Here is a 16030-nt window from a genome sequence, read left to right on the forward strand (position 1 = left end):
CATAAAAATTTATTTTTTGAAATAAAATATTCATTAATTTAAAGATAAAAATATATTGTATAAAAATCTTATTATAAATTTTTACCCTTCAACATATTTTTTTAACTTTTCAAGTTGTTCTTTAGTACCAAAGGCATATATTATGTCCCCAATATTAATTATTGTATCAGGAGGTGGGCTTGTAATCATTTTATCTCCTTTTTTAATTGCTAAAATTGTTGCTCCAGTTTTCTCTCTAATGCTTGAATCTTTTAAAAGTTTATTGTCAAGTTCTTTATTTTTTACAATATACCTCCTAACTTCCATATCCTCCTCTGTAGCTACTAAAGAATGGATGAATTCAACAACATCTGGGTTTATGGCTATCCTGGCAATTTCCATTCCTCCAACTATATATGGGCATACTGCCCTATCAGCTCCTGCCTTTATTAATTTGTCTAATGTGGATGGTTTTTCTGCTTTTGCAACTATATAAATATTCGGATTTAGCTTCTTTGCTGAAAGAGTAATAAAGACGTTTTCAGCATCTGAGGTAACAACTGAAATTAATCCTTTAGCTTTTTCAATCTTTGCCTTTTTTAAAATATCGTCTGATGTTGCATCTCCAACAATACATATAAGATTTGGGTCTTTTTCAAGAGCTTCTTCCAATATTTTTTCATTTGAATCAATTATAACAAATGGAATTCCGCATTTTTTTAATTCTTCGACTATAACTTTTCCTAATCTTCCATAACCACATATTATATAATGGTCATTTAGTTTCTTGATTTTATCCATCATTTTTCTCAACCTAAAGTATTTTCTAAAATGCCCCTCAATAAAAAACCCTGCTACATTTCCCATAGTGTACGCAACCGCCCCTACTCCAGCAAATATATAGATAATGATTGAGAGCTTTCCAATAAATGTCTTTGGTGTATAATCCCCATAACCAACTGTTGAGATTGTAACAACTGCCGCATAAAAGGCAGTGAAAAAATCCCAGCCTTCAACTGTCATCAATATTACTGCTTCAATTAATATGAGTAAGATAATTACAATTACGCCGAGCTCTATTTTTTCATAAGTCTCCATTTAATCTCCCTTTAAAACCTTTTGTAATGAAGCAATTAAGCCAGAAATAAAGAATAAGACAGAAAATATTATTATCAACTTTCCAGCATCTGTTTTTGGTGTTATATCTCCATAACCAACTGTTGTTATAGATATTGTTGTGAAATAAAAAGCATCAAAAAAATTGTTTATTGCTGGATTCACACCTGCTTCAGCAACCCATATTAAACATGAAGAAATAAAGCAAATTATCAGCAGTGTTAGAAAGTTTATTAATGCTGGATTTTCCTCTAATCTTCTTAATTTAATTATTCTAAGTAGAACTAAAATTCTTAGAATATTTATTGCCCTTAGCCCTAAAAATGCCTTTGAATAAAATATCTCTAAAGAATACAGCAAGAAGGCAATAACAACTATGGCATCAACAATATTATAAACGTCTTTAAAAAACTTTGCCTTATCTTTAGCATAATAAAAGTTGTATATAAATTCAAAAGTAAAAAACATTATAGAGATATAATCTAACCTTATTAACAAATCTTGATACGGGGGATTGTATGTTGATAATATAAAGGAAATAACTATCTCAAATGTAAAAATTAAACTCAAAATTTCTATAATCTTCCTCAATTTTTTATCTTTTAAATTCATTTATATCACAATTAGTATTTTTTATAGTAGGTGGAATTATGGAAATTGGCATTTTAGATATAAAAGGTTCTCTACCATTATTTGAAGATTTTGGCAATCTGCCAACAAAAATTATAGATGAAAGGAACTACAAAGAAATTAAAGATTTAGATGCTTTAATAATACCTGGGGGTAGTTTGGTTGAAAGCAAATCATTAAATGAAGAGATAAAAAAAGAAATAATTAACTTTGATGGATATATTATTGGAATATGTAGTGGTTTTCAAATCTTATCAAAAAAAATAGACATTGGAAGAAAAAGTAGTGTTCCAATAGTTAGAGAATGCTTATCTTTGTTAGATGTTGAATTTTACCCATTAGTTTGCACTGATAGAGTTGAATTTGAATTAAAAAAATCAATATTTGGTGAAGGAAAAGGAAAGGGGTTTCACTGCCACACCTATGGAGATATTAAGATAGTTGATAAAGAGACAAAAATTCTTACGATTTCAAAAGTAAAAAAACTAAATTATAAATTAGGTAAAGAGCAAGAAATTATTTCTGGGGTTTTTAAAGGCAAAGTGTTTGGAACAATGGTTCATAACTTCTTAGACAATGAATTTGTTAGAGACAATTTTTTAAAACATTTGGGAGTTGCAGAAGATGAGAAAGAGAAAATTTTTGAAAAAAATAAGATAATAAAAGATGAGTTAAAGAAAAGAGCTTTAAAATATAGATTAAATCCAGAAAGTATTGAAAAAGACAATGCCAAGAAAGATAAAAATAAAAAAAGAGGAATTATTTTATTGGCAACATCTTCAAATAGTGGAAAAACATTTTTAACTACAGCAATATCAGCAAAATTAAAGGGGAGGGTTTTTGTTGCTAAGATTGGAGGGGATGTTAGGGATATAGTGCCAGCTCTTTATTTATTAAGAGAAAAGATGACGAAATACAATAGTATAAAGATTGGAGAGAGAGGATGGGTTGATGTTAAGGAATTTTTAGATTATATAAAAAAATCGGATTACGATTATGTAATAGTTGAGGGAGTTATGGGAGCTTTTACAGCTGCATTAAAAAATATCTCATCCTATCAAATAGCCAAAAAGCTTAGATTTCCTGTATATATAGTAAGTTTTTGTAATATAAGTGGGATAGAAGGAGCATTTGTAGATGCAATAGCATATTATAGCTTACTCAAAGATATTGGAATTAAAGTTGAAGGAATTATTTTAAATAAAGTTTATGATTGGAATGCATTTAATAAATTAAAAAGTTTAGCTGAAAAATATAATATAAAGCTTTATGGTGTTGGAAAAGTATCTAATGAGAGTAGAGGATTAATTCCAGAGGTAGAGATTGATTATGAAAGCTTCTGCATAAATGCCTTTAATGTTGATTTAAAAATAGAAATCCCAGAGATTGAAATAAATAACCTTATAAATGATGAAGATGATAACTTTTTAAATAGGTTAGATAATTGGATAAAGAAAATTATGGTTTTTTGCAAAAGTTATTAAAATTAATATAGAAGATTTGAATGCCTTCTTAAAGGAAGGCGTTCATAAATGCCTTATACATTTAAAATGTTTTGCAAAAAACTATATTTGAAGTGGGGGATAATAATGGACATGTTTAGTGGTTTTATTGGCTCATTAATTTGGTGGCTTCTATTCTTTTATTTAGTTATGGCACCTCAAATACAATATAAACAATTACAGCTTGCAAGATTAAGAATTCTTAAAGAGCTTTCAAATAAAAGAAATTCAACAGTAATAACAATGATACACAGGCAAGAGAGTATTGGCTTATTTGGAATCCCAGTTTATAAATTTATAACCATTGAAGATAGTGAAGAGATTTTGAGGGCTATAAGAGCAGCTCCAAAAGATAAACCAATAGATTTAATTATACACACTCCAGGAGGTTTAGTTTTAGCAGCTACTCAAATTGCAAAGGCATTAAAAGCTCATCCAGCAGAGACAAGGGTTATAATTCCACATTATGCAATGAGTGGGGGAACTTTAATAGCTTTAGCGGCAGATAAAATAATTATGGATGAAAATGCAGTTTTAGGTCCTGTAGACCCACAACTTGGGCAGTATCCTGCTCCAAGTATAGTTAAAGCTGTAGAGCAGAAAGGAGTTGATAAAGCAGACGACCAAACGTTGATATTGGCTGATATTGCCAAAAAAGCAATAAATCAAGTCCAAAATTTTGTATATAATTTATTGAAAGATAAATATGGAGAAGAGAAAGCTAAAGAATTATCTAAAACTCTTACAGAAGGTAGATGGACTCACGATTATCCAATAACTGTTGAAGAAGCTAAAAAACTTGGTTTGGATATAGATACAAACGTTCCTGAAGAAGTTTATACATTAATGGAATTGTATAAGCAACCAGTAAGGCAGAGAGGGACTGTTGAGTTCATGCCATATCCAACAACACAGGATAGTGGAAATAAAAAATAAAATAAATGAAAGATAAAAATAAATTATCTTTTTGTAGCTTGATAGATATGTATTAAATCACTTAAAATAGCTGAAGCTGTCTCTATAGGTCCAGCTCCTCTTCCAACAACCACAACCTCTTTTGCCAAATCAGTTTCAAACATTGCAACATTTAAAGTTCCTTTAACATTCAATGGGCTGTCTATTGGGACAAGCATCGGCTCAACAATTAAGTATCCATCTTTAATCTGTCCAATTAATTTTATTGTGTATCCCCTCTTATTAGCTAAAAATAGAGCTTCTGGTGTTATTCTTTTTATTCCTTTAACTTTCACATCTTTTATTGTTTTGTTCATACCCATAATTGAATTAGCTAAAATAACAATCTTTGCTGCAGTGTCTAAACCTTCAATATCTTGAGTTGGGTCTGTTTCAGCTATTCCTAATTCCTTAGCTTCTTTTAATGCAGTTTCAAAATCTAAACCTTCTTTTTCCATTTTTGTTAGTATATAGTTGGTTGTTCCATTTAAAATTCCTCTTATTGATAAAATTTCATTTCCTGCTAATGTTTCCTTAGCCAAGTTTATTATTGGCATAGCTCCTCCAACTGAAGCCTCATGCCTAAAAATAACATTATATTTTTTTGCTTCTTCAATCAACTCTCTATAACATAAAGCTAAAGGTCCTTTATTAGCTGTTACAACATGTTTTTTATTTTTAAAACTTTCTAAGATATGGGTTTTAGCTGGCTCTCCTGTTTCTAAGTTTGATGGTGTTACTTCAACAACAACATCAGCATCAACATTTCTTATAACATCTATTGAGCTAATTTCTTTACCTTTTTCTGGATAATTTTTAATTTTTCCTGTCTTCTCTTTAACTTCTATTGCTTTTAGTAAATCTAAACCATCTTCATCTATTGCCGCCCCAGAACTATCTGTTATAGCAACAACTCTAAACTCTTCAAAGTTTTTCTTTAAATATTCTCTCTTTTCATACAGAACCTTAGCAACTCCCTTCCCTATAGCTCCAAATCCAACAATAATTATATCCATCCTCTCACCAAAATTTTAATAATTGCTGTTTTTAAAATATGGATTTTATAAATAACAGACCTTTTTCTTTTTCTAACTCTTCAAATAGATAAAAAAGCTCCTCTATCTTATCTTCATCAATAATAATTCTCATCATTGCTGATGATTCTTTATCTGGATGTGGCATAATCAAATCTAAATCTTCAACAAGACCTATCTCGTTTATTCTGTCTATTGTATCCCTTATGTTTGTATCAACAACGTGCCCTATAACAACAACATCCAAATAAACCTTTTTATCCTTTCCATCAATTTTTTTAATTATAGCCCCCTCTTTTTCTAAATCTTCTAAGATATTTTTTAATTTTTCCTTATCATCAACATCAATAACAATCCTTACGGGGACTTTTCCTCCTCTTTTTTCCTCTCTTGAATGTATAACACTTATTACATTAGCTCCATGCTTTGAGATTGGTGTTAAAACTCTCAATAATTCCCCAGGTTTGTCTTTTAACTCAATATCTATAGTTATCATCTCTACCACCAAACATCTTTAATACCTAATTTATAAGCTATTATATTTCCAAGTAAATGAATAAACACTGTAAATAGGCAGATTATAATTATCATTTCATGAGGTATTGGGGCAACAATATAACCAAATGCTAAAGCTCCAATTACAAAATCAAGTTGGTCTAATAATGGAGCTGGCTTACCTCTCTCAATATTTAATCTCCTTTTTATAAAACTACCTACTGCATCACCAACAACAGCCCCAGTAGATAAAAAGAAAGCCAATATAACATGGTCTAAAACAGTGCCATAAAAGTCTAAGCTATTAAAAATATTAAAATCTACTAAAATTCCCTGTATTAATCCAACCAATGTTCCACAAAGAATTCCAAAAACACTACCTTTATATGTTACACCATTACCTATCAATCTCCTTCCGTCAATAAAATTTTTTCCTAAATCTACTGGGGTTCCTCCACCAAATATACACGCTGATGCGTTTGCCACATAAGCTGGCAGTATATACCAAAGTGATGCAAACAATAACTTATAAAACATTTATCTCCCCTTACATTAATTTAATATTTAATCTTGATAAATTTTCATCCATATATAAAATACTATCTGTGAGACCATGGAATGTTCAATCTGCGTTCATACATCAAAAACAAAAAAGATAGTTAATCATGAAGGAAAACCTACATGTGTAGATTGCTTAACAATGCTAAAGTATCCACCAAATTTTGAGAAAATGAGAGAAGAAGTTGAAGAAATATTATATAATTTAAAAAGAGAAGGTGGAAAATATCATTGTGTTTTAGCACTTTCTGGTGGAAAAGATAGTGTTTTAGCATTAAAACTATTAAAAGAGAAATTTAAACTAAATCCATTATGTGTTATGGTTGATAATAAGTATATGGCTAAAGAAGCCATAGAAAACGCTTTAAATGTAACTAAACATTACAACGTTGATTTAATGATTTTAAATAGGGATTATACAGAATTATTTGAAGATGCGATAAAAAGAGGAGAAAGTCCTTGTAGAAGATGCTCAAAATTAACATTGAGAGAAGTTTGGAGAGTTGCTAAATTGTTAGGGTTGAAGTATGTAATTACAGGGCATGAATTGCCTTTCGGGCATTCAGCAATAAGGGATATGAAGGAAGGAATAAAAATGATAAGGTTATTAGCCCCCTATAAATTTAAAGAGGAAGAAAAATACAAAATGTTGGAAGATTTACCTTGGAAAAAACCAGATTTGGGAGGGTATACAACAAATTGTTTAGTGCTTGGTGTAGCGTTAGAGAGATTTTATGATAAGTATGGTTTTAGCTTTGAAATTGATAGAATAGCCACGCTTGTTAGATTGGGTTTATTATCAAAAGAGAAAGCAAAAGAAGCTTTAAAAAAGCCAAAAGTTCCTGATGAAGTTTATAAGGAGTTGAGAGAAAGGGGATTAAAGATATAAGCAAATGAGGGATAAAAATGCACATAATAGCAATAAATGAAAATGGATTTTTAGACAAAATTAAAGGAAGAAACCCACTATTTACTTGTGTAATTTCATCAATAGAGACAACAACCTACATACCAATATCTGGAGTTCATAGAGATGTTATTAAATATACACCAGCCGCAGATGTTGAGCTTGTTTTTTATGGAAAGTCATTAACTTTAAAAACCCCTCCAATAGATGCCACTGGCTCACCAACACCTGCAACCATTACAAGGGCATGTGTTGAGCTAAAAAATATAAAAAACTTACATATAGATGCTGGAGCTTTTGTTAAACCAAAGATTCCTTTTATAGAAATGGATGAAGAGCCAACTGGAAAAATAGAAGAAGGTAGAGCTATGAACAACTCAAAAGAATTATTTAAAAAAGGTTATCTTTTAGGAAAAAACTTAGATGCTGAGATGTTAGTTGTTGGAGAAAGCGTCCCAGGAGGAACAACAACTGCCTTAGGAGTTTTGCTTGGCTTAGGTTATGATGCTGAAGGAAAAGTTAGCTCTGGCTCTATAAACAACCCACATGAATTAAAAATAAAGGTTGTTAGAGAAGGATTAAAGAAAGCAAATATAAATGAAAACTCTTCTGTCTTTGATGTGTTAAATGCTGTTGGAGATAAGATGATGCCTGTTGTTGCAGGTTTAGCTATAAGTTTCGCTGAAAAAAATAAACCTGTCATATTAGCTGGAGGAACTCAAATGAGTGCAGTCCTTGCAGTTATAAAAGAGATTAATAAAGAGGTTTTAAAAAATAACTTAATAGCCATAGGAACTACTGAATTTGTTTTAAATGATAAAAAAGGAGATTTGAGGGGTATAGTTGAGCAAATAGGAGATGTCCCAGTATTGGCATCTAAGTTTTATTTTGAAGAGGCAAAAATTGAAGGGTTAAAGAATTACTGCAAAGGTTCAGTAAAGGAAGGCGTAGGAGCTGGAGGAATAGCAGTATATAGCATAGCTAATGATTTAGAGCCTACAAAAATAAGAGAATTTATAGAAAATAGATTTAATGAATGGTATTTAAAACAATAAAATTAAAAACAAAATTAAATAAGTGAAACTATGAGGATTGAGTTAGAACTGCAGACAGATAATTTTACAGTAATCCCTTACAACCACCAGTATTATTTAGCATCAGCTATATACAATAAAATTCATTCTGCAAGTCCAGAATATGCTGAAAGATTACATAACTATCAAAAATTTAAGTTTTTTACTTTCTCTTTGTTGCAAATTAGAAAGAGAGTTATTAGAAAGGAAGGAATTGAAACTATAGATGGAAAAGCTTATCTTTATCTTTCTTCTCCAAAAACTGAATTTATAGAGAATTTTGTTGCTGGGTTATTAGAAGATGGTAAATTGAGGGTTGGGAATGTAGAATTCTTTGTAAGAAAAGCTAAGGTTTTGCCAATCCCAAAAAAATTCAATATCTTAAAAACAATCTCTCCAATACACTTAAAGACAATGATTGAGACAGAAGATGGATTAAAAACTTATGATTTACTTCCAAACAATTCAAAATTTTATGAAAACTTAAAAAATAACCTAAAAAAGAAATATGAGGCATTTTATAATGAAAAATGTGATATGAACTTTGAATTTGAAATTTTAAAATATAAGCCTAAGAGGATGAGAATAAAGGATATTTATTGTAGGTGTTCTGAAATGGTGTTTAAGGTTTGGGGGGATTATGAGCTAATAAAATTTGGTTATGAGTGTGGGTTTGGGGAAAAGAATAGTATGGGTTTTGGAATGGTTATGAATATTGATTAACCCATAAATAACTTCAAAACTTAATTTAATTTTACTATTCTTTTTCTTCCAATTTTTTCTGTTTTTATTAAATTTTTCTTTTCTAAAGAATTGACATATTTAATTATTGCTGGTAAAGAGACATTAAATTCTTCTGCCAATTCAGAAATTGTTTTCTCTCGTTCATTTAGTGATGCTAAAATTTTCCTTTCAAAATTTGTTAATTTAAACGGATGAGCTATTTTTGGCAGTTCAATAATTCTCTTTTTATGCACATAAACAATCTTAAAAACCTTATCAAATTCGTATAAAGAAGCATATAGTAAAGCAAGTGAGGTAATTTTCCTTCCGCCAGTGATATTTACAATTACTTCATCTTCTTTTTTTATAATATCTCTCAAAATTTCAACATTTTTTTCAAATTCAATTCCACTAATCCTAACTTTTTCGCATTCAATTCCTAACATACTACACAATTCTTCTGCTTTTTTTAATGATTCATCAACTTTTTTTAGGTCATCTTCTTTAATATAATCTTCATTATCCTTTGAATATACAAGAATTGCTTTTTTCGCTCCATATTCTGCTATTGGTTTGTAAATGTGTTCTATATGGAATCCTATGTTTATTATATGTGTTTTCATGAGTATCCCAAAATAGCTTTTCTAATAATTTTGTTAAATTAATTATTATATGGTCTGATATAAAAACTTAACCAAAAAAGTTAATAGTTAAATTTATATATCTCAAACTTTATATTTTAAAGCATTGAGGATACAAAAATGGTGGCATTATGGAAATAAGAGTGAAACCAAAAAAGATATTTAAAACTAAACTATTTCAAAGTGAAACAAAAATGTATTTTAGTAAAGTATTTATTAAATTATTCAAAAAATATCGCTTAAAACCAGCAAAAGGGGGCAAAACATTCGAAGAAAAGGTTAAGAGTGGGGAAATTGGAGGGGTAGATTTACCGGACATGAGTTATCCAATGCATGTTTTAAATGGTATAATTCCATCTTTAAAAGTTTTAGAGAACAAATGGCTAAATAAAGGTTTAATAAATGAAGATAACGAAGATGACGACATAAAAATGCTTTTAAAGTGCCTGTTGATTGCATTTACATTCCATGACATAAATAAATTGCACAATGAAATTGATTTGAAAACATCTGTTGAAAAATATTTTGAAGAGGATTTAAAGGATTTAGAAATTGAACTAAATGAGGAAGAAAAAGAAATTGTAAAGTATCTTGTATTGGCAACAGAAGAGAGAACAAGATTTGTTATTCCAGATGACAAATTACCAACAAGAAGAGGGCTTAACAGATTAATAAAAGATGATTTAATTGAAATTATTCATTTAGCTGATAGTATTTCCATTCCGATTGGGGACTATAACGATTTGTTGAAAATTTGGAAGAAATTGAGAAATTATGTTGATGTAAATGTATTTTACTTTGATGAAATTCCTTACGAGGTTTTAGCAAGGTTTATTGTTGAGAGATTAAGGGAAGATGTGGATTGTTACGTTATTTCTCCAAGAGGATTTATTTACGAAGGGAATTTGGAAATAAATGAAGATTATTTGATAAAATCACTTGAAGAGTTCTTATACAGAAACATTGAAAAAATGGTTGAGGTTAATAGAGACAAAGCACAGTTAGATATATTTAGATTTATTGATATTAATGAAGAAAACATTTCGAAGTTAATTGAAAAAATTATCAACAATTTTGGATTTGAATATTTTTACAGAGGAATTAGTTCAGATGAGGAAATAAGGGATGCTTTAACTAAAGAGTTTGAGAGTTTTGATGATGAAGAAAAGAAAAAATTTGCAATATTAACCTTTCTATACAAACTTACAGGAAATGAAAGTAGAAAAAAGGAAATTAATAAACTAAAATCAAAGTTTAACGATAAATACTTCAAAACAAACGATGAAACATTTGGTTTAGACAGAAAAATAGTCGAAAAAATAAACAGTAGCAAAGATAACGCATTAAAAAAGTATTTACATCTTTACATTGCTACAAAAAAAGGATTTGATGAAAAAGAAATACTGGCTGATTTAATAACATTGTTAAATGAGAATTATAGCGGTTCTGAGAGGGCCAATTTGAAAGAAATTATTAACGAATTACTTGGATATGCCTACTTAAACGGAAAAAAGATTAAAGATATAAAATTTGGGGATATTGGTTCAAAAAAGAACATGTGTTCGTTGTGTGGAAGGGAAACAAAAACAGTTGCAATAGCAAACCTATGCTTTGGATTTAAACCAAGAGGATTTACAAATAGAACCGTTGTATCTTTAAGTAATACTCAAAAGAATATCTGCTCAGTATGTTTAACTGAAATAACATTTAGAAAACTAATTTTTGGTAAAAAAGAAAATGTTCAGACGGTATATATTGATGCTTATGACTACTTTGTCCCGTTAATGGAAGAAAATTTAACAAAATACATTGAAAGTGTTGGGGAGAATTTAGGAAATTTAATGAACGATGCTAAATCGTTTATAAGTGCAATTTATGGGTTTAATGTGAAAAAAGAGGAACAATTATTCCCATTCCTAATGGGTTTTGTAGATATATCCAAACAAATTGAGTTTATACGATTCTATAAGAAAATTTTGGATTTTGTCTATGAAACAGGGTTTAAGATTTATCTAACATATCCATTTAATCCAGATAAGGCAAAAAAAGAGACAATAATATTTGACTATGTCCCAAAATCGTTCAAAAAATTAGGATGGGATAAAGTTAGGATAGATGAAATTGAAAAAATTAGAAACGAGTTTGAATTACTTTGGAAATTAGGATATACCTTGAAAGGAGGTTCAAAATCAGACAATGTTATAGTTTCATTATTCAATGATTATGCTGACAACCCTATGGCATTTTACTTCTATTTGTTTAAATTAGATTATCCGCACTCATTTGCTGAAAAATACAACTTAAATCTTATAAATCAAAGAATTGGGGTGGAAAAAATGAACATTATTGAAAAATTGGCGGATATTGCTTCAGATATAGATAATAATGTTGGGAAAAGTGCTTCTTCAAAGACATCAATAATTAGAGAATCCTTAGAAGTGCTAAAAACTGGAGTAAAGAGGGGATATGGTGATGAAGAAATAAAATCTATGATGGCAGGAATGCTTTATAGGAAATATCCTTATCCAAGCAAGAAAGAAAAAATTGAGGAGTTTTGTGAAGTGGTGTATGATGAATTGTTTAAAGGATTATGGGGAGGGAGAATTCCATCAAAAAAGGAGCTTAGATATTGGATATACGCATTTGCATTCCACTATGATGCAAAATCAAGAGAAAAAAGAACTGCTAAAATTAATCAAGAAGAAACTCAATAAAATGAGGTGATGACAATGGCAAAGCAAAGGAATTTAAATGAATACAAAAAATATGTTGAGTATGATGAGAATGTTGTTAATGAATTTAGGGAAAAACTCTATTCAATAATCCCAAAAGAATATTTCCAAGAGAAATATACAAAAAGAACTCCAAATGTGATAAAAGTAGCAACAATAAGAACTACAACTGGTTATTTAATTAATCGTTCAACAGAGCCAGATGAAGTTATAAGCACAACAATTGGTAATAAAGATGTGGTTGCCATTCCTTCAAGAAAATTAAAATCAAGGGAAAAATTGACAGGGTTGATTTTGTGTAGGAAATTTAAAGTAATTCATCCAGAGGTTGAATACAACTTTATAAAAAAATCAGAACATTTAGCAAATCCAAACTCCATAGTGTTTGGAGATAGCGTAACACAATCAAATGATGCTATTGGATTGCCTTCAAGAGTTATTTATGAATGGGCGTATTCAATTAGAGATAAAGATGAGATAACAGAAGAGCTAACTCACAATGCCTTAAGTGAAGAGGGAACAATGTGGGACAAAAGTGAAGGTTCTCAAAGACAAAGTTTGTATGGGATTCAATATATCAAACCAGGAGTTTATTTCCCACAGTTTATAACGTTCTATGACATAACACCAGAAGGGTTTATCCATGCTCTAATATCTCATTTAAAAACAACAAGATATGGAGCACAATCAAACGTTATGGATGCAAATATGAAAAACGAGATTATAGCAATAGCGTTAGATACCTTTGAACCACCAGTGTCATCCTATCTAATTTCAAAAGAGTTCAATGGAGAAGTAGATTTTGAAAACATAAAAGAGTTCGTTAAAGAAAAATTAAGGGAAAATTCATCCACATTAATTGAAAATGAGAAGTTAGAGGAACTCTTAAAGTTAATTGATGAATATCTAAAAGATGAAGAAAAATTAAAGCAACTTTATTTGAAGCATTTAAACGATTGCATAAATTACTTAGTCGAGTGTAAAATTATCAAAAAAGAAGATGTTATTAAAAAATTATTAGAAGAAATGGGTGTCTAATATGCTCAGGCATTATAAAATAACTCTTCTCTCTCCTTTATTTTGTTATAACAAAACAGAGGGAGGGGTTGCATCAACAGAGCCATTTATTGGGGATATTGCGTTGGACTATGCATTAAATTTTGTATTGGCAAAGAAAAGGGAATATACTTACCAAATAAAAAATAAACCTAATTATGAAGAGATTAAAGAGTTTGGGTTTGTATGGACTATTGGGAAACCGATATATTACGAAAAAACTCCAATATTTGCGAGAAAAACATCAGAAATTTCTGATTACATGGTTAGAAGAGATATAATTGAACAAATGGGAAAAGGATTGTTTAAAAATTATTTCCACATTCAGGGAATAAAGGAAGGTTCGGTTTTTGAGGCATCTTTATTGACATTTGAAGACATCAAGCTTCCAAAAACATTTACTTTGAGGATAGGAGTTGGTAGGGAGTGCCTCTTATTATTTGAAGAAAAAGAGGAAAAACCAGAGGAAATCTGGCTAAATCTCTACACAATTAAAAAGATATTTGGAAAGGATGTAAAATTAAAGGAATCTCAGATGTTAAGATTTGTTTTATCTCACTACATTATTGGAACTGGATTCAAAGTTGAAGATTTAGAAAAGATATTCTCTAACTAATTCTTTTTTGAGGGATTTTTATGGAATCTTTAAAATTAAAAGTTTCAAAGAAATGTTTGCCTTTTGGAGATAAGGTTATTAGGCAAGGATTTAGGTTGCATAAATTTCAAGAGATATTTTATTCAGATATTGCTGAGTTAGAGAAGGATGTTTATTTTATTGTAGCCCCAACTGGTGCAGGAAAGACATTTTCTTTTGCATTTCCTATCTTATATGCAAAGGATAGCAATTATCTAACTTCCAGAAGAGGATTAATTGTGGTTCCAACAAATGCATTGGCAGAAGATATTGAAAAAACATTAAAAGAGCAGGGAATTAAGGTTGAGGTAATAACTGGAAAAACATTAACAAAAAAGGGGAAAGAAAGAGGAGAAGAACTAATAGAAAAGTTAAAAAATTGTGAAATTGCAGTAACAAATCCAGATATTCTAAATCATATGATAAATAGTGGATACCACTTACCAAAAAAGAATGAAAAATTTAGACATTTAAAAGATTTTCCAGATTGGTCTGCCTTCTTTAATGCATTAGATTATGTTATTTTCGATGAGTATCATTTGTATGATGAAGAGCAAATAGCAAATATTTTAATTTGGTTTTTAATGACAAAAGAATTATTTAAGCAGATAAAATGGTTTTTTGTTTCTGCAACACCAGAAGAGAATTTAATTGAATTCTTAAATGAAAATGGAATTACTCCAGAAATTATCGAGCAACCATTAAGTAATGAAGGAAGAGTTATTCAGGGAGAAATGGAAATTGAGTTTATAAAAATCTCAAAACGCATAGAAAGGAGTTTATTTGGTTATTTAGTTAAAGATGGAAGATTAAAGGAAAATATTAAAAATATTATAGAAAAGACAATCTCTAACAATGAGAAGATTTTAATAATTTTTAATTCGTTGAGAGATGCTATGAGAATGAAATATATTATTGAGAATGAGATTGATGCAGAGGTTTGGGTTAATACAGGGTTGCAGACACGAGAAGAAAATAACAACAATTTAGATGAAATTCTAAGCAAAACAGATATCATAATAACAACATCAAAAGCAGAAGTAGGAGTTAATTATCCAGTTTCTTTATGTTTTATGGATTCAGGATTGTATTTGAGGAATTTTATGCAAAGAATCGGAAGAGTTGGGAGGGGAATAGAAAAATGCAAAATATACTGCACAATAACAACAAAAATCTTCAATAACTTGGATAAACATTTCAATGAAATCAAAAAAGAAGAATTAAACTATTACGAATTCGTAGATTTGATGAAAAAGGCATTTGAGGATAGAGAATTCAAAAAAGATAAAGTTCCTAAATTTTGTGGTGCAGTTCTTTGGAGTGTTCTTAACTCAATGAAGGAATATAACGAAAAATCAACCTACAATAGAAGAAAGATACTTGAAAATTTAAGAGATAAATTCCAATATTATTGGATTTTGTATCATCTAAATGAAAAAATAAAGAGAATTGAAGAAGAAGATGATGAAGAGATTGTTGATGAAGATGTAAGAGGAGAATTATTAAGATGGGGGAAGAGTTTTAAAGATTCATTTAGGAGATTTAGGAATGATAGCGTTATTTGGAAGGTTATCTATGAAGATGGAAGAGAAACAGAATATGACTTATTGTGGATTTTAGATAATGCCTTTGTTAAGATTGATAAAGAAAATAGAACTGTTATTATCAAAGATTTTAGAGAGAAAAGGGGGTGTGTTGTTAGAGGGATTGTAACATTTTCTTTACTTGATAAGGAGTATCCTCCAACCATTGGAGGAGTTGATAAAGGAGAATGGTTTAAATTCTTATATTCTGATTATATTGGAGACATATTCTTACAAAAATTTGAGAATTGGAAAATATACAAAGAAAAATACTTCGAAGATGAAACTTTCTTTGAAGAGTTAGTTAAGGATATTGAATCACTCGCTCCAATATACTCAAAAAAGAGAATTGAAATTTTTGATTTAGTTGTAGATTTTGGAGAGATTTGGTATGATGATATTCTTTAAAGTCA

15 protein-coding genes are annotated in these 16030 nt (G+C 29.6%); 9 read left to right on the forward strand and 6 right to left on the reverse strand.

Annotation, left to right across the window (positions count from 1 at the left end; genetic code table 11):
- Positions 1–81: 81 nt before the first annotated feature.
- Positions 82–1077, reverse strand: coding sequence for a potassium channel family protein (locus JH146_RS02115; RefSeq protein WP_048201455.1), 996 nt, complete (start codon positions 1075–1077; stop codon positions 82–84).
- Complete coding sequence (mvp, locus tag JH146_RS02120; RefSeq protein WP_048201456.1) at positions 1078–1707, reverse strand: hyperpolarization-activated voltage-gated potassium channel; 630 nt, start codon at positions 1705–1707, stop codon at positions 1078–1080.
- Positions 1708–1745: 38 nt separating this feature from the next.
- On the opposite strand from mvp, the gene JH146_RS02125 reads away from it, so the two are divergent.
- Together JH146_RS02125 and JH146_RS02130 are read left to right on the forward strand one after the other, a co-directional pair.
- A complete protein-coding gene (locus JH146_RS02125; RefSeq protein WP_048201457.1) occupies positions 1746–3209 on the forward strand; it encodes an AAA family ATPase in 1464 nt (487 codons plus the stop codon).
- Between the two features lie 105 nt (positions 3210–3314).
- Positions 3315–4163, forward strand: coding sequence for an SDH family Clp fold serine proteinase (locus JH146_RS02130; RefSeq protein WP_048201458.1), 849 nt, complete (start codon positions 3315–3317; stop codon positions 4161–4163).
- Positions 4164–4186: 23 nt separating this feature from the next.
- On the opposite strand, the gene JH146_RS02135 is transcribed toward JH146_RS02130, so the two are convergent.
- Genes JH146_RS02135 through JH146_RS02145 form a run of 3 tightly spaced genes read right to left on the reverse strand, consistent with a single transcriptional unit; the run spans position 4187 to position 6247 of the window.
- Positions 4187–5197 carry a homoserine dehydrogenase gene (locus JH146_RS02135; RefSeq protein WP_048201459.1) on the reverse strand — a complete coding sequence of 337 codons (1011 nt, stop codon included), beginning with the start codon at positions 5195–5197 and terminating at the stop codon, positions 4187–4189.
- 31 nt (positions 5198–5228) lie between these two features.
- Positions 5229–5711 (reverse strand): ACT domain-containing protein, encoded by a 483-nt coding sequence (locus JH146_RS02140; RefSeq protein WP_048201460.1) that lies wholly within the window; start codon positions 5709–5711, stop codon positions 5229–5231.
- 2 nt (positions 5712–5713) lie between these two features.
- A complete protein-coding gene (locus tag JH146_RS02145) occupies positions 5714–6247 on the reverse strand; it encodes a CDP-2,3-bis-(O-geranylgeranyl)-sn-glycerol synthase (protein ID WP_048201461.1) in 534 nt (177 codons plus the stop codon).
- Between the two features lie 76 nt (positions 6248–6323).
- On the opposite strand from JH146_RS02145, the gene JH146_RS02150 reads away from it, so the two are divergent.
- Genes JH146_RS02150 through cas6 form a run of 3 tightly spaced genes read left to right on the forward strand, consistent with a single transcriptional unit; the run spans position 6324 to position 8971 of the window.
- On the forward strand, positions 6324–7157 hold the full coding sequence (locus JH146_RS02150; RefSeq protein WP_048201462.1) for a phosphoadenosine phosphosulfate reductase domain-containing protein: 834 nt from the start codon (positions 6324–6326) through the stop codon (positions 7155–7157).
- Positions 7158–7174: 17 nt separating this feature from the next.
- Positions 7175–8230: a nicotinate mononucleotide-dependent phosphoribosyltransferase CobT gene (gene cobT / locus JH146_RS02155; protein WP_173400801.1), complete on the forward strand. Its 1056-nt coding sequence runs from the start codon at positions 7175–7177 to the stop codon at positions 8228–8230.
- A 30-nt stretch (positions 8231–8260) separates the two neighbouring features.
- Positions 8261–8971, forward strand: a complete 711-nt coding sequence (gene cas6 / locus JH146_RS02160; RefSeq protein ID WP_048201463.1) for a CRISPR-associated endoribonuclease Cas6 — start codon at positions 8261–8263, stop codon at positions 8969–8971.
- Between the two features lie 20 nt (positions 8972–8991).
- Here the strand turns inward: cas6 and csa3 are convergent, their stop codons facing one another.
- Positions 8992–9594 (reverse strand): CRISPR-associated CARF protein Csa3, encoded by a 603-nt coding sequence (csa3, locus tag JH146_RS02165; RefSeq protein WP_048201464.1) that lies wholly within the window; start codon positions 9592–9594, stop codon positions 8992–8994.
- A 149-nt stretch (positions 9595–9743) separates the two neighbouring features.
- On the opposite strand from csa3, the gene JH146_RS02170 reads away from it, so the two are divergent.
- Genes JH146_RS02170 through cas3 form a run of 4 tightly spaced genes read left to right on the forward strand, consistent with a single transcriptional unit; the run spans position 9744 to position 16025 of the window.
- Positions 9744–12326, forward strand: a complete 2583-nt coding sequence (locus tag JH146_RS02170) for a hypothetical protein (protein WP_048201465.1) — start codon at positions 9744–9746, stop codon at positions 12324–12326.
- Between the two features lie 15 nt (positions 12327–12341).
- Positions 12342–13382 carry a type I-D CRISPR-associated protein Cas7/Csc2 gene (gene cas7d, locus JH146_RS02175; protein WP_236953671.1) on the forward strand — a complete coding sequence of 347 codons (1041 nt, stop codon included), beginning with the start codon at positions 12342–12344 and terminating at the stop codon, positions 13380–13382.
- 1 nt (position 13383) lies between these two features.
- Positions 13384–14016 carry a type I-D CRISPR-associated protein Cas5/Csc1 gene (cas5d, locus tag JH146_RS02180; protein ID WP_048201467.1) on the forward strand — a complete coding sequence of 211 codons (633 nt, stop codon included), beginning with the start codon at positions 13384–13386 and terminating at the stop codon, positions 14014–14016.
- A 20-nt stretch (positions 14017–14036) separates the two neighbouring features.
- A complete protein-coding gene (gene cas3, locus JH146_RS02185; protein WP_048201468.1) occupies positions 14037–16025 on the forward strand; it encodes a type I-D CRISPR-associated helicase Cas3' in 1989 nt (662 codons plus the stop codon).
- Positions 16026–16030 lie beyond the last annotated feature (5 nt).

The sequence above is a fragment of the Methanocaldococcus bathoardescens genome (assembly GCF_000739065.1).
GTDB lineage: Archaea > AGJL01 > Methanococci > Methanococcales > Methanocaldococcaceae > Methanocaldococcus > Methanocaldococcus bathoardescens.